46 protein-coding genes are annotated in these 25,821 nt (G+C 38.2%); 6 read left to right on the top strand and 40 right to left on the bottom strand.

From position 1 onward, the window contains the following. Positions 1-85: 85 nt before the first annotated feature. From HMPREF2887_RS04320 to HMPREF2887_RS10090, 32 genes are all read right to left on the bottom strand, one after another. Positions 86-562, bottom strand: a complete 477-nt coding sequence (locus HMPREF2887_RS04320; RefSeq protein WP_084740712.1) for a hypothetical protein — start codon at positions 560-562, stop codon at positions 86-88. Continuing rightward, positions 559-1,236, bottom strand: a complete 678-nt coding sequence (locus HMPREF2887_RS04315) for a major tail protein (RefSeq protein WP_084740709.1) — start codon at positions 1,234-1,236, stop codon at positions 559-561. Before HMPREF2887_RS04315 ends, HMPREF2887_RS04320 begins: the two co-directional genes overlap by 4 nt. Positions 1,237-1,250: 14 nt before the next feature. After that, positions 1,251-1,595 (bottom strand): hypothetical protein, encoded by a 345-nt coding sequence (locus HMPREF2887_RS04310; RefSeq protein WP_084740706.1) that lies wholly within the window; start codon positions 1,593-1,595, stop codon positions 1,251-1,253. Further along, positions 1,582-1,929: a hypothetical protein gene (locus HMPREF2887_RS04305; protein ID WP_084740703.1), complete on the bottom strand. Its 348-nt coding sequence runs from the start codon at positions 1,927-1,929 to the stop codon at positions 1,582-1,584. The genes HMPREF2887_RS04310 and HMPREF2887_RS04305 overlap by 14 nt, the downstream gene beginning before the upstream one ends. Further along, on the bottom strand, positions 1,929-2,234 hold the full coding sequence (locus HMPREF2887_RS04300; protein ID WP_084740701.1) for a head-tail adaptor protein: 306 nt from the start codon (positions 2,232-2,234) through the stop codon (positions 1,929-1,931). Before HMPREF2887_RS04300 ends, HMPREF2887_RS04305 begins: the two co-directional genes overlap by 1 nt. After that, positions 2,231-2,566, bottom strand: coding sequence for a phage head-tail connector protein (locus HMPREF2887_RS04295; RefSeq protein ID WP_084740700.1), 336 nt, complete (start codon positions 2,564-2,566; stop codon positions 2,231-2,233). The genes HMPREF2887_RS04300 and HMPREF2887_RS04295 overlap by 4 nt, the downstream gene beginning before the upstream one ends. Positions 2,567-2,589: 23 nt before the next feature. After that, positions 2,590-3,852 carry a phage major capsid family protein gene (locus tag HMPREF2887_RS04290; protein WP_084740699.1) on the bottom strand — a complete coding sequence of 421 codons (1,263 nt, stop codon included), beginning with the start codon at positions 3,850-3,852 and terminating at the stop codon, positions 2,590-2,592. A 10-nt stretch (positions 3,853-3,862) separates the two neighbouring features. Then, the gene (locus tag HMPREF2887_RS04285) at positions 3,863-4,405 is read right to left on the bottom strand and encodes an HK97 family phage prohead protease (protein WP_084740696.1); all 543 of its coding nucleotides are present in this window, start codon (positions 4,403-4,405) and stop codon (positions 3,863-3,865) included. Between the two features lie 50 nt (positions 4,406-4,455). Further along, the gene (locus HMPREF2887_RS04280; protein WP_084740693.1) at positions 4,456-5,598 is read right to left on the bottom strand and encodes a phage portal protein; all 1,143 of its coding nucleotides are present in this window, start codon (positions 5,596-5,598) and stop codon (positions 4,456-4,458) included. An 8-nt stretch (positions 5,599-5,606) separates the two neighbouring features. After that, positions 5,607-7,319 carry a terminase TerL endonuclease subunit gene (locus HMPREF2887_RS04275; protein WP_148131487.1) on the bottom strand — a complete coding sequence of 571 codons (1,713 nt, stop codon included), beginning with the start codon at positions 7,317-7,319 and terminating at the stop codon, positions 5,607-5,609. After that, positions 7,312-7,797 carry a hypothetical protein gene (locus HMPREF2887_RS04270; RefSeq protein WP_084740690.1) on the bottom strand — a complete coding sequence of 162 codons (486 nt, stop codon included), beginning with the start codon at positions 7,795-7,797 and terminating at the stop codon, positions 7,312-7,314. The genes HMPREF2887_RS04275 and HMPREF2887_RS04270 overlap by 8 nt, the downstream gene beginning before the upstream one ends. Positions 7,798-7,884: 87 nt before the next feature. Next, complete coding sequence (locus tag HMPREF2887_RS04265; RefSeq protein WP_261673832.1) at positions 7,885-8,121, bottom strand: HNH endonuclease; 237 nt, start codon at positions 8,119-8,121, stop codon at positions 7,885-7,887. A 122-nt stretch (positions 8,122-8,243) separates the two neighbouring features. Next, positions 8,244-8,531, bottom strand: coding sequence for a hypothetical protein (locus HMPREF2887_RS04260; RefSeq protein WP_084740684.1), 288 nt, complete (start codon positions 8,529-8,531; stop codon positions 8,244-8,246). Positions 8,532-8,803: 272 nt separating this feature from the next. Continuing rightward, a complete protein-coding gene (locus HMPREF2887_RS04255) occupies positions 8,804-9,346 on the bottom strand; it encodes a site-specific integrase (protein ID WP_084740682.1) in 543 nt (180 codons plus the stop codon). Positions 9,347-9,454: 108 nt separating this feature from the next. Further along, positions 9,455-9,919 (bottom strand): hypothetical protein, encoded by a 465-nt coding sequence (locus tag HMPREF2887_RS04250; RefSeq protein ID WP_084740679.1) that lies wholly within the window; start codon positions 9,917-9,919, stop codon positions 9,455-9,457. Next, positions 9,897-10,118, bottom strand: a complete 222-nt coding sequence (locus tag HMPREF2887_RS04245) for a hypothetical protein (RefSeq protein WP_084740676.1) — start codon at positions 10,116-10,118, stop codon at positions 9,897-9,899. The genes HMPREF2887_RS04250 and HMPREF2887_RS04245 overlap by 23 nt, the downstream gene beginning before the upstream one ends. 199 nt (positions 10,119-10,317) lie before the next feature. Continuing rightward, positions 10,318-10,848, bottom strand: a complete 531-nt coding sequence (locus tag HMPREF2887_RS04240; RefSeq protein ID WP_084740673.1) for a hypothetical protein — start codon at positions 10,846-10,848, stop codon at positions 10,318-10,320. Then, on the bottom strand, positions 10,841-11,224 hold the full coding sequence (locus tag HMPREF2887_RS04235; RefSeq protein ID WP_084740670.1) for a hypothetical protein: 384 nt from the start codon (positions 11,222-11,224) through the stop codon (positions 10,841-10,843). Before HMPREF2887_RS04235 ends, HMPREF2887_RS04240 begins: the two co-directional genes overlap by 8 nt. Positions 11,225-11,232: 8 nt before the next feature. Beyond that, positions 11,233-11,649 carry a single-stranded DNA-binding protein gene (gene ssb / locus HMPREF2887_RS04230; protein ID WP_084740667.1) on the bottom strand — a complete coding sequence of 139 codons (417 nt, stop codon included), beginning with the start codon at positions 11,647-11,649 and terminating at the stop codon, positions 11,233-11,235. Then, the gene (locus tag HMPREF2887_RS04225) at positions 11,642-12,052 is read right to left on the bottom strand and encodes a YopX family protein (protein ID WP_084740664.1); all 411 of its coding nucleotides are present in this window, start codon (positions 12,050-12,052) and stop codon (positions 11,642-11,644) included. Before HMPREF2887_RS04225 ends, ssb begins: the two co-directional genes overlap by 8 nt. Before the next feature lie 15 nt (positions 12,053-12,067). Further along, complete coding sequence (locus tag HMPREF2887_RS04220; protein WP_084740661.1) at positions 12,068-12,460, bottom strand: beta-sandwich lipoprotein; 393 nt, start codon at positions 12,458-12,460, stop codon at positions 12,068-12,070. Further along, entirely contained in the window at positions 12,450-12,794 is a 345-nt protein-coding gene (locus tag HMPREF2887_RS04215; protein ID WP_084740658.1) for a DUF3310 domain-containing protein, read from the bottom strand. Before HMPREF2887_RS04215 ends, HMPREF2887_RS04220 begins: the two co-directional genes overlap by 11 nt. A gap of 1 nt (position 12,795) precedes the next feature. Further along, positions 12,796-13,116, bottom strand: a complete 321-nt coding sequence (locus HMPREF2887_RS04210; RefSeq protein ID WP_261673831.1) for a DUF1372 family protein — start codon at positions 13,114-13,116, stop codon at positions 12,796-12,798. Next, positions 13,113-13,598: a MazG-like family protein gene (locus tag HMPREF2887_RS04205; protein ID WP_084740655.1), complete on the bottom strand. Its 486-nt coding sequence runs from the start codon at positions 13,596-13,598 to the stop codon at positions 13,113-13,115. Before HMPREF2887_RS04205 ends, HMPREF2887_RS04210 begins: the two co-directional genes overlap by 4 nt. Beyond that, positions 13,591-13,845, bottom strand: coding sequence for a hypothetical protein (locus tag HMPREF2887_RS04200; RefSeq protein WP_084740652.1), 255 nt, complete (start codon positions 13,843-13,845; stop codon positions 13,591-13,593). The genes HMPREF2887_RS04205 and HMPREF2887_RS04200 overlap by 8 nt, the downstream gene beginning before the upstream one ends. Then, positions 13,846-14,736, bottom strand: a complete 891-nt coding sequence (locus HMPREF2887_RS04195) for a phage replisome organizer N-terminal domain-containing protein (RefSeq protein WP_084740649.1) — start codon at positions 14,734-14,736, stop codon at positions 13,846-13,848. Between the two features lie 12 nt (positions 14,737-14,748). Beyond that, positions 14,749-14,919 carry a PcfJ domain-containing protein gene (locus HMPREF2887_RS10095; RefSeq protein WP_148131491.1) on the bottom strand — a complete coding sequence of 57 codons (171 nt, stop codon included), beginning with the start codon at positions 14,917-14,919 and terminating at the stop codon, positions 14,749-14,751. Between the two features lie 110 nt (positions 14,920-15,029). Further along, the gene (locus HMPREF2887_RS04190) at positions 15,030-15,248 is read right to left on the bottom strand and encodes a hypothetical protein (protein WP_084740646.1); all 219 of its coding nucleotides are present in this window, start codon (positions 15,246-15,248) and stop codon (positions 15,030-15,032) included. Between the two features lie 23 nt (positions 15,249-15,271). Next, positions 15,272-15,556, bottom strand: coding sequence for a DNA-binding protein (locus HMPREF2887_RS04185; protein ID WP_084740643.1), 285 nt, complete (start codon positions 15,554-15,556; stop codon positions 15,272-15,274). Positions 15,557-15,577: 21 nt separating this feature from the next. Continuing rightward, a complete protein-coding gene (locus HMPREF2887_RS04180; RefSeq protein ID WP_084740641.1) occupies positions 15,578-15,940 on the bottom strand; it encodes a hypothetical protein in 363 nt (120 codons plus the stop codon). An 8-nt stretch (positions 15,941-15,948) separates the two neighbouring features. Beyond that, positions 15,949-16,146, bottom strand: coding sequence for a hypothetical protein (locus HMPREF2887_RS04175; protein ID WP_084740638.1), 198 nt, complete (start codon positions 16,144-16,146; stop codon positions 15,949-15,951). A 134-nt stretch (positions 16,147-16,280) separates the two neighbouring features. Then, positions 16,281-16,448 (bottom strand): XRE family transcriptional regulator, encoded by a 168-nt coding sequence (locus HMPREF2887_RS10090; protein WP_148131486.1) that lies wholly within the window; start codon positions 16,446-16,448, stop codon positions 16,281-16,283. 51 nt (positions 16,449-16,499) lie between these two features. Between HMPREF2887_RS10090 and HMPREF2887_RS04170 the strand changes: the two genes are divergently transcribed. Further along, positions 16,500-17,285, top strand: coding sequence for a DUF4393 domain-containing protein (locus tag HMPREF2887_RS04170; RefSeq protein WP_084740635.1), 786 nt, complete (start codon positions 16,500-16,502; stop codon positions 17,283-17,285). On the opposite strand, the gene HMPREF2887_RS10240 is transcribed toward HMPREF2887_RS04170, so the two are convergent. Together HMPREF2887_RS10240 and HMPREF2887_RS04165 are read right to left on the bottom strand one after the other, a co-directional pair. Next, positions 17,280-17,444, bottom strand: coding sequence for a hypothetical protein (locus tag HMPREF2887_RS10240; RefSeq protein WP_186821899.1), 165 nt, complete (start codon positions 17,442-17,444; stop codon positions 17,280-17,282). The two genes, HMPREF2887_RS04170 and HMPREF2887_RS10240, sit on opposite strands and share 6 nt — an antisense overlap. 9 nt (positions 17,445-17,453) lie before the next feature. Further along, entirely contained in the window at positions 17,454-17,663 is a 210-nt protein-coding gene (locus HMPREF2887_RS04165; RefSeq protein WP_084740632.1) for a helix-turn-helix domain-containing protein, read from the bottom strand. Positions 17,664-17,964: 301 nt separating this feature from the next. On the opposite strand from HMPREF2887_RS04165, the gene HMPREF2887_RS04160 reads away from it, so the two are divergent. From HMPREF2887_RS04160 to HMPREF2887_RS04145, 4 genes are all read left to right on the top strand, one after another. Next, positions 17,965-18,321, top strand: a complete 357-nt coding sequence (locus HMPREF2887_RS04160; protein WP_084740630.1) for a helix-turn-helix domain-containing protein — start codon at positions 17,965-17,967, stop codon at positions 18,319-18,321. Between the two features lie 13 nt (positions 18,322-18,334). Then, positions 18,335-18,721 carry an ImmA/IrrE family metallo-endopeptidase gene (locus HMPREF2887_RS04155; protein ID WP_084740627.1) on the top strand — a complete coding sequence of 129 codons (387 nt, stop codon included), beginning with the start codon at positions 18,335-18,337 and terminating at the stop codon, positions 18,719-18,721. 4 nt (positions 18,722-18,725) lie between these two features. Next, positions 18,726-19,223: a hypothetical protein gene (locus HMPREF2887_RS04150; RefSeq protein ID WP_084740625.1), complete on the top strand. Its 498-nt coding sequence runs from the start codon at positions 18,726-18,728 to the stop codon at positions 19,221-19,223. Positions 19,224-19,343: 120 nt separating this feature from the next. Then, positions 19,344-20,411, top strand: coding sequence for a site-specific integrase (locus HMPREF2887_RS04145; RefSeq protein ID WP_084740622.1), 1,068 nt, complete (start codon positions 19,344-19,346; stop codon positions 20,409-20,411). A gap of 294 nt (positions 20,412-20,705) precedes the next feature. Here HMPREF2887_RS04145 and nusG read toward each other — a convergent pair whose 3' ends face one another. The 4 genes from nusG to pbp2a form a co-directional block, all read right to left on the bottom strand. Next, positions 20,706-21,242, bottom strand: coding sequence for a transcription termination/antitermination protein NusG (gene nusG / locus HMPREF2887_RS04140; RefSeq protein WP_003027329.1), 537 nt, complete (start codon positions 21,240-21,242; stop codon positions 20,706-20,708). Between the two features lie 151 nt (positions 21,243-21,393). After that, complete coding sequence (gene secE, locus HMPREF2887_RS04135) at positions 21,394-21,570, bottom strand: preprotein translocase subunit SecE (protein WP_003027327.1); 177 nt, start codon at positions 21,568-21,570, stop codon at positions 21,394-21,396. Between the two features lie 9 nt (positions 21,571-21,579). Beyond that, positions 21,580-21,732, bottom strand: coding sequence for a 50S ribosomal protein L33 (gene rpmG / locus HMPREF2887_RS04130; protein ID WP_003027324.1), 153 nt, complete (start codon positions 21,730-21,732; stop codon positions 21,580-21,582). Positions 21,733-21,781: 49 nt separating this feature from the next. Further along, positions 21,782-24,001, bottom strand: coding sequence for a penicillin-binding protein PBP2A (pbp2a, locus tag HMPREF2887_RS04125; RefSeq protein WP_021001202.1), 2,220 nt, complete (start codon positions 23,999-24,001; stop codon positions 21,782-21,784). A gap of 137 nt (positions 24,002-24,138) precedes the next feature. On the opposite strand from pbp2a, the gene HMPREF2887_RS04120 reads away from it, so the two are divergent. Next, positions 24,139-25,008 carry an RluA family pseudouridine synthase gene (locus HMPREF2887_RS04120; RefSeq protein ID WP_057489508.1) on the top strand — a complete coding sequence of 290 codons (870 nt, stop codon included), beginning with the start codon at positions 24,139-24,141 and terminating at the stop codon, positions 25,006-25,008. 40 nt (positions 25,009-25,048) lie between these two features. Here the strand turns inward: HMPREF2887_RS04120 and HMPREF2887_RS04115 are convergent, their stop codons facing one another. Beyond that, on the bottom strand, positions 25,049-25,258 hold the full coding sequence (locus tag HMPREF2887_RS04115) for a heavy-metal-associated domain-containing protein (protein WP_084740619.1): 210 nt from the start codon (positions 25,256-25,258) through the stop codon (positions 25,049-25,051). Between the two features lie 12 nt (positions 25,259-25,270). Beyond that, the coding region (locus HMPREF2887_RS04110) for an HAD-IC family P-type ATPase (protein WP_148131490.1) at positions 25,271-25,821 on the bottom strand (551 nt) is incomplete at its 5' end.

Raw genomic sequence — 25,821 nt, 5'->3', positions numbered from 1 at the left:
CCCATTAAATAGTTAAAGTGCTGGGATTCTGCCCAAAAAACATCCATCCGATTTTCAAAGACAACCTTATAGACCTTTTCAGAAGTTACGACTTCTGACGAGGCTTTTTTTTATCTTGTGGCACCTTTGCTCTACTTCGGTTAAATTCATAGAAGAGGTCTGGGAAGAAACCAATATCAATCAAATCACCAAACCAAGGAGCCAATGCAGCTGTTTCAGCAGTTAGCTCATTTTGTACTAAGCGACCATTTTCAACTTCACCGTATAGACAAGGGATAACTTCAGTCAGAAAATTCATGAAGTCTGGTTCCATAAGCAATGGCATCAGTTTGATTTTTTCTTCATCGGTTAAATCAGTTGGTTTGCCATTGATACCTGATGCAATAGCAAGCTGTGAATAAGCTTTAAGAGCTTTTTGGTTATCATCGAAGAAGTTGCGACCAGTTCTCTGTTCATACATTTTGATAGCTGGCAGAGAATAAAGAAAGCGTACCGTTTCAGTACGCTCAGTTTCTTCTCCGTAACCATCAAACACTATGAATGATAGTTCTTTTTTAATCATTGAGAGCCTCCGCTAGCGATTGTTGTGGTTGTTCCAAGGGCCTCGTTGATGAAGTCAATCAGCTTCCCTGGGGACTTACTTGCAAACAACTTGTCAAACTTACCACGGACAGTTCCTTTACTGTCATCACGCCAAACAATTTCAGATACAGGTTTCTTTTCAGAATCCACAATGAAATTGTTTGGTGAAGCCGTACAAGGGATTTCAATTTCTTTTGGTTCGGCTGATGTTTCATCAGTTTTTGTACTACCTTTAGGTGCTGAAGCTTTGACATTCGTCCAAATATGAAATTCTTCAATTTCGGCTCCAAATTCATCCGTAACAGTTTCTGCATAACCCCAGATGAAGTTAGTATTGACACCAGTATCAATCAGAGCTGGTGGTTTAGAGGTAGTCAATTTCTTGCCCAAATGGTCAATCATAAACTGTTTTGGAATTTGATAGGTGGTAATGGATCCTTCTGTAGACTTCTTACCTTGCAAACGGACATGTTCCACATTGTCAGCGTAGTAGGCATTGGATTCTTGGGAAGTTTCAAAAGATGTACTCCGTAGCCCAGTAAAAGGATAAGGTGTTTGTAAGTCCAAGGCACCAGCTTCCGTTTTAGCAATCTTGGCATAAAAACCGGTCGCATTACCATGAGTAACTTCTCTTGTTTCGTATTGGTAAGTCATTTAAGACTCCTTTCTTATTTTGGTGTGATTTTGATGGATTTCATATCATTAAGGAATTTTTCCTTATTCTTGAGATAGGCTGGTCTGATATGCTCTCTAGGAGCAACAAAGCTACCATTTTTAGTAGCGTGCCCATTCTCTAATAAGTGGGATAGAGTCTTTTCTTTGCCATTGTTATGCACAATAGCAGCGTCATCTATGATGTCGTGTGTCCACCCTTTTTCATAAACACCGTTTCGTCTAGGACTTCCAGTTCTAATGTCACTTTCTGTACTTTGAGCAGCCTTTTTAATGTTCTCTAAAACTTGATTCTTGATATCTACCTTTAGCGGCGTCATCTTCACGCTACCACTGCCCACTTGTAAACACCTCAAGTCTATAAGTTGTCAGTAGATAGTCAGTATCAGGTTGTTTTAGATTCAACTGATTTGGCTCACACATAAAATTAGACAGCATCAAATCTTCAATGCTGTCCAGTTTCTTCTTGTGGTAGTGACTGACTTGCACGGTCACTTTTCTCATGTGTACTCTATCATCAGCAGTAATGCTACTGCCTGGTGTTAACCGATAATACAAAATGACATTGTCAGGGGAAGATTTCTCTTCCCGCTCCATGTAGAAGACCTTAGCCTTCAAAGTGTTTGTTTCAAGGATAGCTTGAATATCTTGTCTAGTGAAAAATTTCTTGGCCATTATTTTAGTTCTCCCAGTTCGATGATAGTGTAATGACCGTCGTCTGATTCTGTCCCAATGTTAACCTTGTACTCTTTGCCATTATATTTGACATAGTCCAGAGTATCAGTCACATAGTTGGAACGAACACTAAACCTAGCAGTTAGAACTTGACCGTCTGCCATAGCTTTATCAAGCCTTCGCTGATAGATTTTCTCTTTCTCGGCTTTAACTTTCTTTTCTACAGTCTTTTTCTCCCAGACACCTTTTTCAACCTGGAAACGCTCATCATAGCAAAGAATGATAGCTACTCTTGAAGATTTCATGTCTTCGCTTCATAGATTGCTTTGAGTTGGTACAAAAGATTTGTCATCTCACCGTCAATCCATTCCATAGTAGCAGCACTGCCTGTCATCAAAGATTTGTCAAAACGTTGAATACATCTCAGATGTAACCAGTCAAGCACTGTTTCCCTATCTTCTTCCTTAATGTCTGTCCATCCCTTTAACTCCGTATCTTTATCAATACGGATAACAGGAATAGCATTTCTTTGTAAATATGAAATCCCACTGTTGATATAGCGTAAAAGTTGGACGTCAAAGATATCCTCTTCAACGTCAACCTCTACCATTTCTTTGATTGTTTTAAGGATTGTCATTTAGACTCCCCTTTCTAGCTATTTTAACCAGCTGATTTTGTAAATTTGACTGCTGATTTGTACTGTGCCAAACGACCGCCCATGACACTTGCAAGTTCAATGTGACGACGGTTAACTGTTACGTCATAATCTTCAAAGCGGTCAGCAGCAACATCATCACCAATCATTTTATATGCTTGGTCAGCAAATGCAATGATTGGGTTAGTCGCACCGTCCATCCAGTCATAGATGTAAACTTGGAAGCCAGCAATAATATTTCCATTGGTTGCAATTGGAGCAAATGGTTGAGGATCAATGTAGCGACCTTCTGCATCTTTAACCAATTTCAATTTACGAGCAATGGCTTTTGATGTGACAAGAATTGGTGTGGTATTTGGAACCATCTTATCAATACCAGAAACAAGAGATTCAAGAACAGCATTATCAAAGACACCAGCAACGTTGATTTCTTGTGTTTCAAAGAGGTTTGTTTCAGTTTCTTCAGCAATAGATTTGATTTCAGTGATTTTATCATCAGCATCAGCTGTCTTACCATCACCGATGACAACAGCACGCTCAATAGTACGAATAAATCCTTGAGCAAGTTCTTTCATCACATAATTGAAGTAAGATCCTGTAGTGTCTTTTTTCAAGTCAGCATATTCAAACGCATATTTGATGTAGACTGTTGCAGAATTGATAGTGAAGTCCAAAAATGTGAAGTCTTCATCTTTCTTAGTCTTACCAGCTTTGTGTCCTTTAGCTTGAGATACCTGAGTTTGAAGAGCGACACGCACCGCATAGCGTGGGTCTTTTGAAACGTGGTTCAAGATTCCATTGTAGTTAGTAAAGGCATCTTGAATAGCGATAAGAACAGGTTCTGGAAGAATCTTAGTGAGGTCAGTCACCCCTTTCTCAACAAGGTTAGCTTCCCACGCTTTACGAGCGCTGTTAGCGCTACCTTCGTTATCCATCAGAATACGGACAAAGTCAAGGGCAGCAGCTTTGGTTTTCAAATAATCCATAGGTGTATTACCTTTCTGTTTTTCTTTAATAATTTTTGCAGCTTTGCTGAGTTCTTCTTCGGCTTCTTCAATGTCAGAATCTAGCCCAGCAATAGTTTCTTTAATAGCTGTTGCTTGAGCTACCAAATTCTCTGCATCAGTTTTCAACTGTTCCAAGTCATCATCTTCAATTGTTGAAGATTTCATCTTGGCTTCAATAGTGGCTTTTTTAAGCTTTACCTCAGCCAATTCATCAGTTGCTTTTTGACGAGCTTCTAACAGCTCAACGAGTGATTTTTTCATCATGTCTCCTTTAAATTTTTGCAAGTTTACTCATGATTTCTTGCTTCATGTTCGCCTGAGCGATTCGCTTATCAACTACTGACATATCAAATTCCTTGATATTGTCAACGGTTGCTTGAGGGTTGGCCGGCACGGTCACAACAGAAATTTCAAAGATTTCAACTTCCTTGAAAATCCATCCACCGTAAGGTTGCTTAGCGTCAACAGGCTCATAATCTTTGATAAAGAACCCAATGCTCAGGCTATCCAATGCCCCCATTTTCATGAGGTCATAAGTTTTTTTAGCCTCTGGATCACTAAGATTAAATGTTGAACGTGTACGCAAGCCTTTTTCATCCACGGATAATTCATGCTTACCAATAACACGATTACGGTCATGATTAAGGCACATAGGGACAACTGCTTTGGATTTTATAGTGTTATCAAAGCAACCCTTGGCCATCACATCGCCGTCCCTGTCTGCATTGTCATAGGTTGAAGCATAAGCCTCAAAGTGAAAGTCAGCCGATTCATCCTCAACTGACTTCACGACAAAGGTTTTTAGTTTTTCCATTGCTTACCTCCTTTCATGAAGATTCTGCCAGCCACCCACCCTTTAAATTCCTACTCAGATTCCTCTGCACCGATACGAACCGCATTTAGATTTGTTTCAAATACTTCACCGCCCTCATAGCCTGGTAAACCAAGATAGGTTTCACGGAACTCATTTGAGTTCATCAAGCCAGCATATTTGGACTTAAAGCCCCCTTCAACCAAATCCTTAAATGAAATCATATCAGCCATATCAAAGAAGACTAAGAGTTTGTTCCCCTGAGTCCGTGCTGTCTTCGTAAAGTACTTCCTGTTGATTTCTTCAGAATAGACACGCTGATATAACTTCATGACGCTAGAATAGTAGGCTCTATATTGTTCCTCAGTATAATCACAGGTAAACAATTTCTCATTGATACCATGAGCATTATAGAGCTGTGATTTCAAGAACTCTAATTCTTCCTTGGAAGCAGTAGAGTAATCTTTGCTAAGTTCCTGGAACTCTTCGCCTTGCTCAAGATAAGCAATGCCACCACTCTTAGCCAAATCCAACATACTATCAACACGGTGCTGGGCTTGTTTTTTCAAATGTTCATCAGCTGCCTTTGTTGGTAGTTTTAAGAAGCCTCTCAGGCCAGAATTTCCCTCGCTGAGTTTTTCCGTCAAAGCGTTTAAGTTAATATCAATCAGCTCAGTAATCTGATTGAGTTGAGCTGTAACATTTAATTTAGGATTCTCAAATACCCACACATCAGACAATGGAAGTTCAACAGTAACATCATCAAGCATAAGCTCCACGCTTTCTGATGTCCATGTCACTGTTTTCTTAGCAAGCCAGATTTCAATCAATCGACCATTCTCCCAACGTGGCACAACAATCGCAACACCGTCACGTAACATGGCTCTTGTTACGTTTGCCCAAAAGACAACAGGAACTTCTAGTGGATTTGGTGAGACTGATAGCACCTCAGCCAAGTCACTATGCTCATACCAAACCATCTTGTCGACACCACCGGGGTTACGAGTAATCTTGACATGCTTAAACCTTAGCTGAGCTGTGTCAGTTGAAATCTTATTGTAGATGTTATCCAAATAGATAGAGTTCCTACGCCAATAGGAGATACTTCTTTGAAGATAGGTTCTTGTAGATTTCCGATTGTTTGAACGAAAAATCCTAGCAAAAACTTCCTTCAAATTATTCAAATAGTTATTCATTCTTCACCTCAATCAAAGTAGTAGCTCAAGTCTTCCTTGAAATTTTCATAGCAGATAAAGGCATCTAGTTGACTAGCAAAGACGTCAATTTTTTCTTTTGCCTTTTCTTTGTTTGGAAATACGTTATTATTCGCATCTAACTTGACACGAACATTGGCATGGTTCCAAGTTGCCACAGGATCGTTAAAAATGATTTTACCCATCTTAGCCTTTTCCTTGTAAACCTTTAAAGGATTGGACAAGCTCTTAACTGTCTGTGGAATGTCGTGGCAGATATCACCATAGTAGTCATTAAATAAGCGGATAAGCTCTTTAGCGTTCCAGCGGTCATAGCCAACTGCGACTGGAAGAATCATATTCTCACTCATGAACTGCCTTAGTTCTTCAAAGATATAGGCCTGGTCATTGTAGTCCAACTCATGAACATGAAGCTGGCCACTAAGTTCCCACTCAGCGTATTTGTCCCTCAGTTCTTTTGGAAGACCTTCAATTGTGTGACGTGGCATGAATTTTTTGTTCAAATACTGGCGCTCTTCACCACGCACCACCATAAATGAGACTGAACAGATATCATTGACATCTGACAAGTCCACACCAAGCACACAACGAGCACTACGCTCATCATTACCGACAAATAAGCTCTTATCAAACTTATCTGTCCAACCTCTACATTCTTCATTACTGAAGTATGCCAGGTAGTTGTTAATAGGAAGATTGAAAGTCTTTGCCATCAACTCAGCTTGTTGTGCTGGATCATTCTTGCTCATCTCAATATCACGAGCGATTGTTTCTTTCTCTGTCGTGATACCAAGTAATGGCATAGCTTTCTGCCACATATCAGGATCATGAATCTCTGACACATCATCCAACTGATAAATCCAAGGCATGACAGAATCATTGATAATCTTGTCATCAAGGATATCTACCCAGATGTTGTAATACTTGTCAAAGAGCTTGTCACGCTTTGTTCCATTGGTTGAAATGTACCAGGTTATCCAATTCTTACGCTTACGGCTAGAACCATCATTAACAACCTTAATGAAATCATCATCATAAGTGTGCACCTCATCAAAAATATTGTAGTGAGCGTTGGTACCGTCAAGACTTTCATAGTCAGAAGTCTTGATTGACATAAGACTGTTAGTTGTTTCATACAAGATACCTTGCTTAGTTGACCGTAGTATGTCAGCCTCACGCATATAGTGCAGCAAGCTCTCTTCATTCGACAACATAGCCCTTGAAGCATTGAACAAATAGCCAGCCTGTTCACGACTGTATGCCAGAAGCTGAATATCAGCACCCCATTCACCGTCAATGATTTGACCAACCTCACCAATAGCAGAACCGAGAGTAGTCTTACCAGTACCACGAGGCACAATAATAGGCACCTCATGAATGAGACGCCTTTCTTCATAGTCTGTGTATTCTTCTAAGGTATCAGGATTTGTCTTAGTAACCTCAACCGTGTGATAAAAGCCCCATGTGGTTTCTAACCAAACTTTCTGAGGCAATGCCAAGCGCAACTTACCAGCAAGACCCTTTGTGTTGCTGCATTCTTCCTCAATAAACTCAATCCGCTTGTCAGCTTCCTCCTGTTTGAAGATGTATTGCTCTTTGTAGCGCTCAACACGTCTGATTGATTTCATTGTGAGCTTACAAATACGAATCTTTCCAGTATAGATGAGTTGAGCATACTTATCAAAATATCTCATCTCAACCATAACGCGCCAGCTTCTCCTGAATCATTTTTTTGAGGCCGTCACCCTGTGGACTCTGCTTTTCAATAGTTGACATGATCTGCATGTTAAGCTTTTGATACTTTTCCATTCCATCAAGTAGGTACTTACCAGGTAGCTCGCCGTCATTGATGACCTTATTGATTTCCAGTTGGAAATTTACAATCACTTTTTGATTGTGATTGTATTGAGTTTTGAGATTTTTCAACCCAACTGAATCATTATCACTGATTTCAAGCATTTTTTCTTTTGGAATCAGCTTGAAAGTCTTACGAGATAACTCAACACGTTCCTTCCTTGTGTACTTTTGCCGTTGATTGGCAAGCTTTTCCAACTCTTTGAACTGACTTTTGGTGATATTTGACCTAGTTTCTTCAAATATGCCCAGCTTTTTTCGATACCTAATGAGGGTAGCACGACTTATTCCTAGCTTTTCTAAAACTTCATTGATTTTCAAAATCATGCTCCTTTCTTGTATCAATTTTCGTCAATTTTTGGGGAGAGGTACGCAAGAGGATTGACACCGTTATTATTCTAGCGCTGTCAAAATTCAAAATGGGGGGAGTACACTAAAATTTAAAAATAAAAAAATCAAAAATAAATTTATATTTCGATTATCTAAATTCAAATTTATTTTATTTTGAAAAGTTTTTGTGTTGTGGCATTCCAAGCAAAGCAGCTGACAGTTCTCTTCGTTGAGAGTAATAGATTCATCTTGATAATTAGTTTCGTCAATCTCTATGATGTGGTCAACAATACTTTTACCGTGAATCAAACGTCCACACATATCGCAACGCATACGCTTAGCTTTTCTGATTTTATTTCTCAGAGTTCTCCAAGGTTTCGAGTTGTAGAACTTAATCTGCCAAGCTCTGAACCAGTCAGAGTGTTTAGGGTTTCTATAGCCCACTACATTGACCCCAATGCAAAACTATTTCTTGCAGCCTCTCTTAAAATGTCTCTAATCTTTAAATCTGCTTCACTCACTATTCTTTTGTCATAGTTGATTAACGGATTTAGAATATCATTTACCACACTTGGCTTTATTACGATTTTATTTACAGTCTCGTTAGGCTTAATATCTAAAGTCACCTCATATCCATTTGCAATATGTTCTAAGTCATTATTCGTGAGATTGATTTCTAAAGTGCTACCAGCTCCAAGGTTAATTCCATCAAATATATTTTCATCTTTCATGGCATCGCCACCTCCAACAAAAAAGAGAACATGCCTAAGCTTGCTCTTTACCAATATATCAGATTGTTTTTGTCAATAATACCCATTTTTTTGACAAGATTGTTTTTCACGGCTCAAATTATGTAAAATAACCACTCTGAACTATCTATATCTTATATTTTATCCAATTTTGTTTCATGTCATAAAACCAAGAAACAAAAGGCTTGAAGCTCCCTCTGAAAATCAAACTAGAAACTTCTTCATTATAGATAGTTGAAAAAATCAAAAAAATATTAGAGGCTAAAATTACTCATCTTAGTATCAAGCTCATCTTGTCTGACACAGATGTAGATGAGCGTAACTGCTGGACTTGAATGATTGAATAGTGACATCAAATCAGCAACGTTCTTGTACTTCTTGTAGTAATGATAGCCAAATGTTTTTCGCATTGTGTGAGTACCGACATTGTCAATGCCCAAGTCTTCAGCAGCTCTTTTAAGAAACCAGTAAACCGTTTTATAACTGAGCGCCTTATTCTTTCCAATACGACTCTGAAATAGATACTCATGTAGTTCCTTGCCTTTGACAAAATCTCTCAATTCATTTTTAAGAGGTCTTGTCATCTTGATACTCTTGTATTTTCCAGTCTTCTGTTCTCTGACCTTGATATGCCAGCCCTGGACATCTTTGACCTTTAACTTGAGGATGTCTCCGACACGAAAGCCTGTGTTTATCCCAAGGAGAAATAGTATATAATACTTTTCATTCCATGATGATAGATAATCCTTCATCGCTTGAATGTCGTCCTTATCTCTTAGCGGTTCAACAATATTCATTACTTTGCTCCTTTCATAAAAAAATAAAGCGCCAAAGATTCCTCGGCGCTTAGTGATACTATCAATCTATCAGATTTTTTCTGTCAATTCTACATATTTTTTGACAAGTTATAGATAGAGCAGCTTAGCTAGTGTGTCAAGGATAACTTCACGTCTTCGGTAAATCTGCTTACTGTGTCTATACAAATAACCTGTCTCACCGTTCTCCATGATATGCCACACTTGAATCCAGTCATATCTAGTATGCTCTCCCCACCTAAGATAAAAGATTTTCTTATCATCGGGTTCAAGCACATCAAGCAGTTTTGAAATTGCTGTTTGAAACTCTTCCAGTTTTAGAATCATTGGATCACTAGAATAAGCAACAGCTAAATTTTCAGAAGTATTGATTGAAGTCCCACTGCGACTAGCTCCTGAATCATCGATGTCTGGCATGGTCAGGTTTTTGACTGCATATACTCTTTCTAACTCATGACGTCGCTGACCAATAAGTTTGTCAATTTTTAGATACTTAGCCTCAAGTTCAAACTCAAGGAAATCACGTCTTGTCTTACTTGCAGTTTTCTTTGTCAAATTGTTCTCCCCATTTTTTCCAATGTTCAGCTACATTAGCAAAGGCTACTGCTAAGTTAGTAAATAAATTACTAAGAGCGGTGCCAACACACATCAATGCCTCACGAATCTGCTCAGGATTTCGAACCAACTGTTCCAGTTCCTGTTGCTTCTTCAATCTGGCTTGCTTAGCTTTCTTCTTCTTGATTCTTTTGTTCATTTTTAAAAATTACCCTCCATCCGCTTACCACAATAGCCAATAATAGAACCATCAAGCTCGCTATGATAATCATAGCTCCTAAAATTTCGATAATTTCAAGCAATATCATTTCCCACCTCTACTAAATCATGTTCATCCGCACCTTTGCGCTGAATATAGTATTGCAAGTCATGTTTCACAACCTGCATGTGTTTACATTTTAGATACATCCTCTTGACCTCCATCTCCTCGTGTTTGCTCTCTTAGCCATAGCAGAGCGAGCCATTTCGTCCCAGACATAATCTGCATTTTCAAGTATAAGATTCACGCATTTGTCTTTTAAGGATTCGATTGTACTCTGGTCTTCCGCTTTTTCTCGATAACAAGCATTTACCTCTTTTTTCAACTCAGCTATTTCTTCAGCATAACGATCTTCAACTGGTTGTACGTTTGGGCTGTCAAATGTGATAGTGTCAATTTGACAGCCTAGAAATGATTGTAAAACCATTTCAACATCGTCAACCACAACACCAATATGGGCTCTATTGAGATTGTTGATGATTTCTTTCAAGCTAGGGTTGTTGATTGATACTGGCTGAGGAATGGTATAACCTAGCTGTCGGGCATAAGCAGAGGTATTCTTTGCAATTCTATTATTTGCACAGATAATCTGATTGCCCATTGAATGGCTTTCTAAAATAGCCATTGTTGTCTTTTCAAGGCATCTTCCAAAACCTATTAGTTTAGCCATTTAATACCTCCATATCAAATCCACTATCAATGAATTTATAGGTCAATTCTGGTCTAACACCATTTCCTAATTTTTGATATATCAAATCAACCATTTCAGTCGTTATTATTTTGCCCACATATCGACCAAGACGCACAGTGTTGTCGTAGCTATATTGAAAATTCCTTAGTTCTTGTTTATATGGTCTTTCTTTTGAAATTGTTCTGGTACACCACATCAGCAATTTTGCGATAATGTCACGTCTTGAGCCAACTCCTTCAAGATTAAAATAAGTGTTTGTTTTTGGGATTAGAATCACTTCTAAATTTTGATTGATATATGATCCAGGAAATAATCCTAGAAGTTTTTTCAATTCATTCAATACTTCTTCATTCATTTTTTCTCCTAAAACGGCAAATCATCATCTGAGATATCCATCGGCTGGCTATTCCCAAAATTTGGTGGCATCTGACTATCCATGCTTGACTGATTAGCAGAGTTATCCCGCTTTTCCAAAACTTGGAAAGTCTCTGCGACAATCTCCGTCACATGGACACGTTGACCCTGTTGATTTTCATAACTACGTGTCTGAATGCGACCTGTAACCCCAATCAACATACCTTTTCGTGTCCAATTTGCTAGATTCTCAGCCGATTTCTGCCACATAACACAGTTGATAAAATCAGCTTCTCGCTCGCCATCTTGATTTTTAAAATTACGATTTACGGCCAAGTTGAAAGTCGCAACAGCTATATTGGATGGTGTGTAGCGTAGCTCGGGATCACGAGTTAAACGACCAATTAAAACAACATTGTTAATCATCGCTTACCTCCGTCAATTTAGGGTTTTTATAAATATTCCCAATAACCTCAAGATGTTTTATAGTTTCGTTTTTAAAATTTGAAAAATAAGTGTGACTCCAGTAAGTTTCAAGTGGTTCTAATTTAAATGTCGCGGAATCCTTATCCCAAACTACACGATTGAGAAAACCATCGAAAAGATGTCCAAAACGTACCACATCCCCCTCGAAAATCTCTGTGCCGTTCTTGTCAAAGAGACCTGTTGATTGCATGAGAGTGACTTCGTCTTGATTGACGCTCATTTCCGTCACACGTTCTGTATCGCCCATTTTATAAACATCAAGACTTTTTACGTCAAAAAGAATTGCTGACACATTGCACATCCATTTCAACGTTGGCAACCACGCTCTAAATTTCGGTATCATTATTTCCTCCAATCCCTAATCAGCTGATTTCACATCAATCGGAATAACCATGTCGGGATTGAAATAAATCCGATATTTCGTATCAATCCCTTTCATACCAGTAATATCTTCGACGATATACGACACATTATCAGAAATACCAATAATGTGCTTCTTGTACTTTCCTTTGTCATCTTCAGCGATGACAGACAGCTGCTTCGTTTCATTATTGTAGCTGATAGACATATTCCCTGTCATTTGAAATAGCACATCACCTTTGATTCCGTTGATAACTGTCACCTTTCGTGTGATGTTCATATCATCTGCTTCTCGTGATATGTTATGCGAAATTCTGTCAGCCTTGCGACAGCCTGCGAGCAACACAAGCGTCAATGTAAAAACTACTAGTATTTTAAATTTAAATTTCATTGTTAAACTCCTCTTCTTTTGGCAATGCTGATTCAATCAGCCAATCAAGGTTCTTTCTAGCCTTCTTCAAATCTTCCAACCCATTCTTCTTTTGGTGACGGATTAGATACTTCAAGCTGTTTCCGAGATAAAAGCCTGCTAGCTGTTCATCTGTCATAAAATTTCTTAGAATTTCAATAGATTCCATACCATAACGACCTTGGTAATGGCTAGGTTTGTTGATGACATCCTGCTCAATCGTTTTGTGAAATGCTTGATCAGGAAGTGTCCTGCAGGTCTCAAGTCTACTTTTTTTCAAAGCTAAATCAGCAATTTGTTCACTATAGCATTTCATTTTAATTTCCTCGCCCTTTCAGATAGTTTGGAATCTCATCCCCAACTGAAATGTCATTATATTGCTCCTCATTCACCAAAAATTTTCCATAAGCTCCAGCGGTCACAGTATAGTGACCTTGTATGACTTTCTTTTCTGTAATCTTACCAATCATTGCAGCGCCAGCATTATCTACCCGATAGATGATGACCTGATTTTCTTTCAATCGTTTATTTTCAATTCTTAAGTCACGATTCCAAAAAGCGAATGTGCCACCTATGATAAGATATATCAAAGTTGTAATGCACCAGCTAACCATGTACTGTTTTTTACTAATCATCACAAATCCGCCTCCTTCACAAATACCCCATCAATCATTTTGCCCTTTCGGTCCTTAATTTCTTCATAGGCAAGCTGCAAGCAACTATCAGCTGTCGTCAGATTATGAATAGATATTGCGTGAATAGAATTATGCAGCGATATCAATTCAGGACGAACGAGAGGAACCTTAGTTTCTTCATTGACAACATGCCTATAGAGCTTCTGAGCAAGATTTCCAAGACTGGAAACCAAGAGCAAAAGCTCCAGCTCCTGCGGGCTAGCTTCAATCTCAGCACCATTCTTAATCTGTTGCTCAAGTCCAATCAGCACTACCTGCACATCACCCAGTGCATCTTTGATAAGCGCAGGCTTGTCTTTTGCAATGCCTTCAAATAGCTCACCAGTTTCTTCCATCAGTTTTTCAAACTGCTTAACTGGATTTGCTTCATGCAGATTGCGGTCAACAAACCACTGTTCAACCTTTTCTTCAAGTGTTTTAGTCATTTTGTTTTTCCTCCATTTTCTTTTTAACTTTAGAAGACCTCACTCTTAACTCAATCCGCGTTAGCGGGAAAAGAAGTATTAAAGCTGTTAATGCCAGCAAAAATAATAACCCATCGCAGATGATTTTGATTAAACCGAGTGTTTTTTCAATCGGTTTAAATACATATGAGTGATACCCACACCAATCAAAGTACTGCACCCATCCTTCTTTCCCTTGCGGAAATATCTGCCGTAATAATTTAATCATCTACTTCTCCATTCTCTTTAATAGCTCCTGCTTCTGTTTCTCAAGCTCTGCTTGCTTTTCAGGACTAGTTTCATTTTTATAATCAGGATTGCTCCATTCGGGATTATTGCCGCCCGTTTTTGGGTTGGCGCTCATAGCTTTATTATTCTTTCGAGCTTGAAAATCCCGTTGAGCCTGAAAGGCTTGCTCAGGAGTTTTGATTCCCTGGTTAATCCAGTTATCTAAAATCCTAGCTATGTAATTAAATTTGCGAACATTATTCGCAACTGCAATTTTAACAGCTTCCAGAAATAGCTCAGTAGAGACCTTTTGATTAAGCAGATAATCATTGATCATGTCGAATTCAAATTTGACAAGACCACGACCAAGATTCGCTTCAACTTCTTGTACAAAGTTTTGAGTATCTTTCTTTATGTCTTTATCTTTATCTATATCTTTCTTTATATCTTTATCTTTCTCTGTATCTATCTCTATATCTCCGTTACACTTTGTTTCACCAGTGTTACATTGTAACGCTTTTTGTTGTTCCCGATGCTTACGAACCCTACGAGCGCCTGCGGTTTCACTGCCGACCATCTCTGGTACCTGTTCCAAAAAATATTCTCTATCAGAGTTTCTGGTCAGTAGCCCCTTACTTTCCAAAAAAATCAAAGTGATTTTGATATCTTCAACTGCCTCATCAATGACCAGAGCTATTTCCTCAGCCAGATTATCAGCAACACCATCAAAGAAAATCCGACCGCCATCCTCAAGACTCATCAACATCATTTTTAGATAAATGATTGTGTGAGTATCGCCACCAGCAATCTTACGAAGCAACTTCATCTCTTTCGATTTGAAGAAATCTTGTGCAAGTTGAATCCAATAATACCGCTTGTTTACATTTGCCAATATTTCTACCTCCTACGCCGCTTTTACTTGTTTAGTTACTCGTAACCACTTCTTAGCTACATCCCAAACTTCGTTGGGTACATTACGGTTATATTTCGCTCTAAATTGGACGATTTCGCCTGATTTTACCTCTAAAGTGTAAAGAGGTATATTTGGACTGCTAGAAAGTCTTACAAAGACAATCTCCGTTCAATTTCCCAATAATTTAGATAATCAAATTGGATATATTTAAGCTCCGAGACCTCTTTTATCAGTACTCATGATCAGTCTTTTCCTCTTTCATACATCAAAACTCAATCAACAAAGAATTCTTTACGCGTCTTTGGGTTTATATCCACTCTACGTCCTGTCTTATAGTCGATAAATCCAGCCTGAGCCACAGGTTGTGTCATCATCGTTCCTTTTGATTTCTTCGCTCTGAGAGCTTTCTTTAGCTTAAAGTTCATGATGAGTGATTCGATTAAAATCACTGAAAATGCTGTTCCGACTGCAATAATTTGTAAATTGTTCATGTTATAATTCCTTTTGTTCTTTTTTAAATAGCTGTTCTTTGCCAATTCTCGTGGTACCATTCAATAACCGCATCACGAGGAAATTTGTCACGCTTCCCTTCAATTCGTGGGAAGTCTTTGTGTCGGTAGAAACGTTCATCAAATGTTCCTGTATCTTTTGTACCTAAGAGCATTTCAGCACATTGAGACTTGTTTAGTTCCATTGGAAACCGTCTCTTTTCATCTGTCACAACGTGCATAACCTTTAATGCTCTATCCATCAGACCAGCTTCAAACTGATCTAACATTTGATTCATTAGATCATTCATGATATAATCCTCTTGTAATATTTATTTTTGAGCCTGATTGCCGTCAGGCTTTTTTCGTTGCCAGAATTCATCCAAATTAACCGCCATCACAGCTGCCAAATTCTTTTGCTCGGTTTCTATTTGTCGTTTGTAAGGCGCAAGACCAGCCTGCCGCTCTTCTTCATTGCGTGGAAGATAATATCCGCTTGGCTGTGTCCTTTTAGCAATAATCGGCTGCCTAAAATTCACCCGCAAACTTTCAATCACTTCTTCCAGCATACGCTTAGAGAGACCAAGACTAATTCTCAATTCACTCGCTTGAATTGGCAAATCAAAACTAGCACCATTTTTGATACCGTTCAAAACCTTAATTTCAAGCTCTGTCATATCTCGACTAACTACCATAGTCCCTCCTAGTTAATCACTTGATCTCCAATGTAGAACTTCTCTGTCCTAACATCAACTTCTTTTAATTCCACATTTTCAACGCCGTAGCGTACAAACATACTGATGACTTTGCTAATTTTCAAGTCGTTCTCATTTGCGAATTTTACCGCCGCATCATAAGCATCAGGTTCAATGCGAACTACATTTACTGCAACATTACTCATTTAATTTTCCTCACTTTCAATCTCTAGAATCTCAGAGATTTTTTGTTTAAGCTGACGACTTCCTTTGCCGTATTTAAAGAGTGAGGAAAGGCATGACAAAAATCAATGAACTTACTATTGATGGAGTAAAAACATCATCTTTTAAGGAAGTCCGTTTGATTGGCTTTGTTATTGAGTTGGCTCGTATCTGGGATAGTCGCTTTTGCAACTCCTACAGATTCTGCAAGCTGGGTTTGTGACCAGCCCAAATTATACAGTCGCTCCTTTACAAGAGCAACCCACAATTTCTGTTGTTGACTCATCTTTTTCCTTTCTAAATTTGGTATAATTAAAATAAAAACACGAGGTGTATTATGGCTGATTTGTTACCTACAATCTTAACTGCGTTTGCAACAACTATGGCTACAAAGGGAGCTGAGGCTCCTGCTAACACTTTTAATGAAGCATGGAAATATGTTTTTGGTTCTCTTGATAGTTTCCTATTACGAAAAAATGAAAAACGTAAATATGATAATGAGAAGTACATTGAATCACTAACTGAGAAAGTCGAACAAATACCTGTAGAAAATATACAAGAACCTAAAATGAGTATATTAGGACCTGCATTGGAAGCATCAAAATTTTATATCGAGGAAGAAGATATACGAGAAATTTTTGCATCACTATTAGCGGCATCATTTGATTCTTCAAAAAGTTCGTTATTGCATCATTCTTTTGTTGAAATTATTAAACAGCTCAGTCCTTTAGATGCTAGGAATTTGAAGTTTATTGCTCAAAGAAAACGATGTCCTGTCGCTAAGTATTTGCTGGAATTCGAAACAGGGGGTCGGAGCCCTTTAAAACCACTAATTTTTATTCCTCATGATGGTGAAATAGAATCGTCACTTGATAATTCAATGTTTGATTTTGATAGAAATGCTTCCTCTATTACAAACCTTGAAAGATTAGGTTTGATTAAAGTTGATTTCACAACTTGGCTTTCGAAAGAAGAAAAATACACATTACTTGAAAGCAACCCTTTAGTCACAGCTTATAAAACATCGTATATCAATGCTAAAAACAACGAAAAATTACATGTAGAAAAAGGGATTATAGATATTACACCTTTAGGTGAAGATTTCTATAATGTCTGTTTATAAAAACAATCTTTTGACTAAATTTTCAAAATGTATTTTTAACCATTCATCTTGCTTGTCGAAAAAATCGGCAAGCCATTTTTTTATCATCTTTATTTGAATAATCATCATCAGTATTGAAATTATTGATGATACTATGGCACTGAATATGATTTCTCTCATTTCCCCCTCCTACTCTTCAAATTTTTCCCACGACTCAGTGATCCGCAACTTTTTATTGATGCGCAGTTTCAAGTCGTCGCTTCCTTTTCCGTCTTTGAAAAGCTGTGTGATAGCTGATGGACTAACTCCGGCTACAATCGCTAAATCTGTTTGCGACCAACCACGCTTTTCAATTCGCTCTTTTACAAGGTTAATCCATTTTCGATGTTGCTGGCTCATGTGGCATCCTCCTCTTATTTTTAATAGAGTTAAAGAGTTAGTAAATTATTTTATAAAATGCTTGACACATTTTAGCGTATCTGCTAAAATGAAAGCATAATTAAAAACCTTGATAAACCACAATAATCTATCAATTTTCTTGCTCGCCAAAGCTATTTTTTGTAGATAAGTTTTAACTTTGTTTTTTACTAACTCATTAACTTACAAAAACTATTTTAGCGCAAACGCGAAGATAAGTCAACTGTTTTTTGCGTATTTTATAAAATATTTTTTGTCATGTCTTAGAAAGGCTGGAAAATCAATGTTTTCTACTTTTGAGATTGTCAAAGCATTATGCGAAAAAAGTGGGATTTCCTTAAATAGTTTAGAAGATAAGCTGGGTTTAGGGAAAAATTCTTTATATGGTCTAAAAAGAAATCAACCTTCTGCTGAAAGATTGCAACAGATTGCTGATTATTTTCAAGTCAGTACAGACTACTTGCTCGGCAGAACCAACAATCCAGCCATTGCTGGTGAGCCAGAAAAATTTTACTTTGAAGGTCAGGAAGTTGACGTTGAACAACTAGCAAATACAGCCATGCGATTCAATGGCAAACCGTTGACTGACGAAGACAAGAAAGCTATACAAAATATCATAGAAATCTATTTGCGAAAATAGTAAGAGGTCGTCTATGACAGAAAAAGAACTCTGCTCAAATCTAGGTATTTACTTCTTTGTGTTTGATGATGAGCTTTACGAAGACGAGGCTTTTTACATACCAGGAATACGAACCATCTTTCTCAGCGACCGAATAACTGAGGGAGATCGCGTCAAGACTATTTTGCATGAGTTGGGTCATAGAAGCCACTTGCCGCATCTATACTCAATTTTTAGAGAAAAGTATGAGATACAAGCAAATCGGCACATGATCCATTATCTTATGGAAGCAGAATTAGAAGTATGCGAAGACAAGGAGCAATTTAATTACCTTGATTTTATGGAAAAGTACAAATTAAAAACCATCGCAGACGAGATGATGGTTAAAAAAGAATTTTATAATTTAATAAAGGTAGGATAAAATTATGTCATTATCAAAAAAAGAGAAGCAGAAAAAGCCTTTTTATAAGCGATTTTGGTTTATTATTTTGATGGTTTTCATAGTTCTTGGTGCTATCGGGACTCTAAATAAAAGCGGAACGAAAATTCCCGAAAAACAAGTAGGTAAAAAGACATTTCGTATGACAGATGAATTTGGAAGAGAATTTGCTTTGTATTTTAAAGAGCATGCTGAGGTTCTTGATTCAGGTAATAAAATTGATTTTGTACCTGGAGGAGATGCAAATTTTGTATCTGCAAGGGTCGGAGAGGCTTGGAAAGACGAGAGTATAAGCCGTAAAATCTACCTTTCAAACGAGCTATTAAAAGAAAAGAATAGATTGTTTAAAGAATGGCTTGCTTCAAAAGATGGATCACTGAATAGTGACGATTACAATCTTGAGTTGGTCGTAAAAGTTTCGGATGATGCCCACACAACTATCGCTCAAGAGTATAAAAGCAAAATGAAAATTGTAAATAAATAAAAAAAGCCCTACGCTCAAATTTTGGTCGAGGAGAGCGTAAGGCAACATGTATAAGAAAAATTGCCAATCTGGCAAGTCTTTTCTTATACCCATTTTAACAGAAAATGAGGTAAAAAACAAATGGCATATTATCGTAAAAGGGATAACAACTGGGAATATCGCATATCTTACAAAGATGAAAAAGGCAAGTTCCGCCAAAAATCCAAGGGAGGATTCAAGACTAAAAAACTTGCTCAGGCAGCAGCAATGGAAGTCGAAAAGAAATTGACCCAAAATATTCTGACTGATGGTGAGGTGACTCTGTATGACTTTGTCAAGACTTGGTCTGAGGTCTATAAGCGTCCTTATGTAAAAGATAAGACCTGGGAAACTTACTCGAAGAACTTTAAGCACATCAAAACCTATTTCCAAGATTTGATGGTCAAAGATATTACACCTCTTTACTACCAGAAAAAGTTGAATGAGTTTGGTGAGAAATATGCTCAAGAAACTCTTGAAAAATTCCACTATCAAATAAAGGGGGCTATGAAAGTTGCGGTAAGGGAGCAAGTTATCACCTTTAATTTTGCAGAAGGTGCCAAAGTAAAATCTCAGATTGAGCCTAAAAATGAAGAAAATGACTTTTTGGAGGAGTGGGAATATAAGGCTCTCTTAGTCCTCACAAGAGAGAACATCCAATATATATCCTATTTCACCCTCTACCTTCTTGCTGTAACAGGATTGCGTTTTTCTGAAGCTATGGGTCTAACCTGGAGCGATATTGACTTCAAAAGTGGCATCATAGACATTAACAAGAGTTTTGACTACTCAAATACTCAAGATTTTGCAGATTTGAAGAATGAATCATCAAAAAGAAAAGTCCCAATTGATGCAAATACAATAGAACTTCTTCGTGAATATAAGAAAAATTATTGGCAAGCTAATATCAAGAATAGAGTTTGCTTCGGTGTGTCTAATTCAGCTTGTAATAAATTGATTAAGAAAATCGTGGGTAGAAAAGTTAGAAATCATTCTTTACGGCACACATATGCTTCATTTTTGATTTTGAATGGGGTTGATATAGTTACCATTTCAAAATTATTAGGACACGAAAGCCCAGACATCACATTGAAAATTTATACACACCAGATGGAAGCTCTGGCAGAAAGAAATTACGAGAAAATCAAAAATATTTTCTTAGTTGCATAATTTGGGGCGAATTTGGGGCGAAATGCCCGTAAACCTTTATAAATCAAGGGTGTTAAATCCGTCTACCGCCTTTCAGTACCTAATTTAACAGGAATTAACCGAATGAAAAGCCCGTAAAGTCGGGCTTTTTTGATTTTCCGTCAGGTTAAATCAGATCAAATCTGATAAAGTTGGTGGGCAAATAGTGGACAAGTAGTTTTAGAATGAATTTATTATTTTGGATAAAAATAGATAGCATAAAAAAGCACGCTAGGAATCAATTTCTGCATATACTGATTCTAGCTTGCTTTTTGATTATAATTCAGCAATTTGGTTTAGATTTACTTCGGCAACTGTATCATTCCCGAATAGCGAAATAATCATTTTCACTTTGTTGTTGTCAATTTCAGTGATTTTACCCGTATAATCTGCAAAAGCACCATCAATGATACGTACGGTATCGCCAACTTTCACATCAATATCAAATTCTTGAACGGTTTGTCCCATTGAAATCAAGATTTGGCGAATTTCCTCTTCCAAAAGTGGTGTTGGTTTAGAGCGGTTTCCATGTGAGCCGACAAAGCCTGTTACGTTTGGTGTGTTCCGTACGACAAACCATGCTTCGTCTGTCATCACCATTTCTACCAAGACGTAACCTGGGAAACGATTTTCTTCAACTTCTTTGGTTTTTCCGTTTTTCTCCACTTGTACCGTTTGCGTTGGAATTTCTACGCGCAAAATATTTTCCAACATATTATAGGTTTGTGCACGTTGTAAAAGATTTTCTTTTACTTTATTTTCATACCCTGAGTATGTCTGCAAGACAAACCAGCCTTTATCAAAACTGTCCATGAGTTCTTCCTTTCCTAAATAAAAAAGCCTGTGGGCTTCGGTTTCTTTCTAGCCCTATTATACCATAAAAATAGCAAATGCAATCTTTTTACTGCTATTTTTATAATAAAAGATAAAAGCCTACTTGATAAAACAACAAGCAGGCTAAAATTTAAAAGATATTTAACAATCGTACCAAACCTCTTGTGACAAGTAAGTCGAAAAGATAAATAATGACGACAAAGAAAGCTGTGTATTCCATAACTGAGATAAAATCTACCCAGCTTTGCTTTCTAGTTGGCCAAGTTGTATCTTTTAATACTTGAAATGTATCTTTAATGAATTTCACAACTTTCTCCTATCTAGTTTCTTTATGAATCGTGTATTTACTGCAATGTTTACAATATTTATTTACTTCCAGACGTTTTGGTTTTGGCGTACTACTCACTTTGATTGAATAGTTTCTCGATCCACAAACCGTGCACGCCAGACTCGCTTTTTTTAGTGCCATAACGCCTCCATCTTGTTTATTATATCAAGAAAGCCCATTTTTGACAAGTCTATTGGAACCAACTCTTAACCGTGTCCCAAAGATTCTGTGCTTTTTCAGAAATCTTAGCATCGTCAATTGCTTTTTTAGCTTGGTCAACCAAGTTCTTAGCTTTATCCTGCACATCTTTCAAAACATCTGAACGATTGTCACTTTGATTCGTAGTGTTATTTGTACCACTCGTATCAACCGGTGCAATACCATTTTTTGCATAGGCATTTTCATCACCGAACTTCGTACCATTTGTGTACGGTAAGATACTATTTGCCACACTTCGGAAAATAGCTGAAGCTTCATTGGCACTGGTGCCTGTCAGATAATGATTTTCATCTGTCTTTGGAAAACCTAACCACTGACTGATAACCACATCTGGCGTGTAACCAATAACCCATTGGTCTCCTGATAAATCTGGGTTAAAGTCAGTCTCTGTCGTTCCTGTCTTCCCAGCCATGTCATAGCCGTAAGGAGCAGCATAAACACCGGTACCATTGGTAAATGTTCCCAGCATCATACTGGTCATTTTTTCTGTTGTTGAGCGGTTAAGCACTCGCGTTGAAGTTGATTTATGAGTTTTGACTACTTGTCCACTAGCATTTTCGATTTTGGTAATCAAATGAGCATCATTCATAACACCATTATTGGCAAAAGTCGAGTAGGCTTGTGCCATTTGTAGCGGATTGGTTGTTACGCCACTGCCGAGAGCCACCCCAAGAGTCTGATCCACTTTATCCATATTCAAGCCAAATTTTTTACCATATTCAAAAACTTTTTTCAGTCCCAATTCATTAGCAGCAGCAACCGCTGGAATATTTAAGGATTGCGCTAAAGCCTGATACATTGGCACAGTCGAACTGGATTGAATCCCACCATAGTTGTTCACGGTGTAAGTTCCATACGTTGTTGTGCTATTGTCTAACTCTTTATTGATGGACCAGCCTGCATCAACTGCCGGGCTGTAAACTGCTAAGGGCTTAATAGTCGAGCCAGGGCTTCTTGAAGATTGTGTGGCATAGTTAAAACTTCTGAAATTGGCACTGGTACTATTGATTTGCCCAACAAGTGCGCGAACACCTCCCGTTTTAGGATCAAGCGCTACGCTACCCGATTGGGCTCTGGTGCCGTCTGCTGCTTGCGGGAATAAATCTTCGCGATCATAGATGACTTGCATGCTAGCTTGGTAATTTTGGTCTAGCTCTGTGTAAATACGGTAGCCGTTATTGACAATATCAGCTTCTGTTAAGCCATAATCTCGAACTGCTTCATTGATAACCGCATCAAAGTAAGACGGATAACGATAATCTGCTGATTTTCCTGTGTAAGCATCTACCAATTGACTGCCCAAACCATTTGCTGCTGCTTGGTTCGCAGTATTTTGACTGATATAACCTGCTGCTGCCATATTTTGCAGAACGGTATTGCGCCGATTGGTTGCATTTTTGATAGAAGCAAGCGGATTATATAGTTCCGGTCCTTTAAGCATTCCTGCTAAGGTAGCTGCTTGATCTAGTGTCAGTTGGCTAGCAGATACTCCGAAATACTTTTTAGAGGCATCTTCTACGCCCCATACACCATTTCCAAAGTAAGAATTGTTGAGGTACATGGTGAGAATCTGATTCTTACTATATTTCTTGGTTAATTCCAAGGCAAGGAAAAATTCCTTTGCTTTCCGCTCAATAGTCTGATCCTGAGATAGGTAAGCATTTTTGGCTAATTGCTGCGTAATGGTGGATCCACCGCCAGAACGTCCCGCAGTCAAAATCGCCATGATAAAACGACCGTAGTTAATCCCACTATTTTTATAAAAAGAACGGTCTTCTGTCGCAATGACGGCATGTTGTAAGTTCGGGCTAATCTGGGACAATTCTACGTAGGTTCCCTTTTGCCCTGACAAACTGCCCGCTTTTTTGCCGTCCTTATCATAAATAGATGTCGTTGCTTTCAAAGCATTCTGCAAATCATTCACATTAGTGGATTTGGCAACATAAAAGAGATAGCCTCCTGTCACCAAGCCAAAACCAAGTCCCAAAATCAAGACAATCTTCGTCAGGTGATAGCGACGCCAAAATCGACAAAATGGATGTTGAGAAATCGGCTTTTTCCGACTTTTTCCAGAACGGCTCAAATGCGATTCGCTTTCTTCCGCCTCTGTCACCTCTTGATGCTTGCGCTCAGGACTTTCCTTTTTAAAATGATTCACTACTATTTCAAATAATTCACTCAATTTTTTCATATCCCTATTCTATCACCTTCTCCATATCCAGACAAGAAAGGACCTCTTATCAAGCGTTTCGTTTAGAAAACTTTAAGAAATTGTTCAAGAGTTAGCTGACTATTTGCAATCATCTACTATTTTGTTACAATAAAATCATGCATTTTACAATTACGATTCCACAAGGTCTGCCAGAGATGACAGTCAAAGAACTGCTGGAAGAACAGTTTCTGATTCCACGAAAGATTCGCCATTTTTTGCGTATCAAAAAACATGTCTTCGTCAATCAAAAACCGATTAACTGGCAGAGCATTATCCACCCACATGATAAATTTACATTGATTTTTGACGAAGAAGATTATCCAGAAAAGTCTATTTTAATGGGCAAAGCTAATCTTGTGGAAGAATTATACCAAGATGAACACATCATCATTGTCAATAAACCTGAAGGTATGAAAACACATGCCAATGAACCGGCAGAGCTGGCGCTTTTAAATCATGTCTCTGCTTATGTTGGAAGTACGTGCTATGTCGTTCATCGCTTGGACAAGGAAACTAGTGGGGCTGTCCTTTTTGCTAAAAATCCTTTTATCTTGCCAATCTTAAATCGATTGCTAGAAAACAAGGAAATTTCGCGTGAATATTGGGCTTTGGTACAAGGAGTATTCCCCAAAAAACGTCAAATCTATACAGATAAAATCGGGCGTGACCGTCACGATCGGCGAAAACGGCTAGTGGATAACAAAAACGGTCAATACGCTGAAACGCAGGTCACTAAGCTCAAAGAAATTGGAAACAACACCCTTATCAAGTGTCAACTTAAAACTGGGCGAACTCATCAAATCCGTGTACACCTTGCTCATCAGGGGCATCCTATCGTTGGCGATCCATTGTACAATCCGCAAAAAGCAAAACGTCTCATGCTCCATGCTCATCGCTTAACGTTCACACACCCTTTCACACTTGAAAAACTAAGTATTGAAGCCTTTTCCGAAAGTTTTGAAGAGGGATTAAAGAAAGAAAATTAAAAACAGACAAGCGTCAGTATATTTGCCTGTCCGTTTTTAATTATGCAACAGTAACAACTTTATAAATTGTTTTAGCAAGTGCTGCTTGGTAGTCTTCTGCGCTGTAAATGTGATCCGTGGTTACAGTAGCAGCCTTTGTGTCTAAATCAATTTGAACATCCGATACACCTTCCAATTTTAGGAAGTGCTCGGTGACATGCTTCACGCAATTTTGACAAGATATATTTTCTAAAGTAACAATTTGTTTCATGATGAACTCCTTTTATAATTTTATTTTAAAGCGCCGCAAACGTAGTGCATTGGTAACGACAGAAACAGAGCTAAAGCTCATGGCAAGGCCGGCTAGCATAGGATTAAGCAGCGGACCGCCAAATACATATAAGAGACCCATTGCGATTGGTATTCCTAAGGTATTGTAGGCAAAAGCCCAGAAAAGATTTTCTTTGATATTTTTAATCGTGGCTTGACTGAGGCGAATGGCTGTCACCACATCTAAAAGGTCGCTGTGCATCAAAACAATGTCGGCTGAGTCAATAGCCACATCCGTTCCAGAACCAATCGCAATCCCGACTTCAGCTTGCACCAGAGCAGGTGCATCATTGATCCCGTCACCCACCATGGCAACCTTTTTCCCCTGCGCTTGCAAATTCTTGACGATATCTGCTTTGCCGTCTGGAAATACTCCTGCAATGACTTGATTGACACCAGCTTCTCTTGCAATGGCTTGAGCTGTTTCCTCACGGTCCCCTGTCAGCATCACCACTTCTAAGCCCATTTTTTGCAATTCAGCAATAGCTTTACGGCTATTTTTTT

The sequence above is a fragment of the Streptococcus sp. HMSC071H03 genome (genome assembly GCF_001813035.1).
Classification (GTDB): domain Bacteria; phylum Bacillota; class Bacilli; order Lactobacillales; family Streptococcaceae; genus Streptococcus; species Streptococcus anginosus.
The sequence above is the reverse complement of the archived record's forward strand: the minus strand, read 5'-3'. Positions and strand labels throughout refer to the sequence as shown.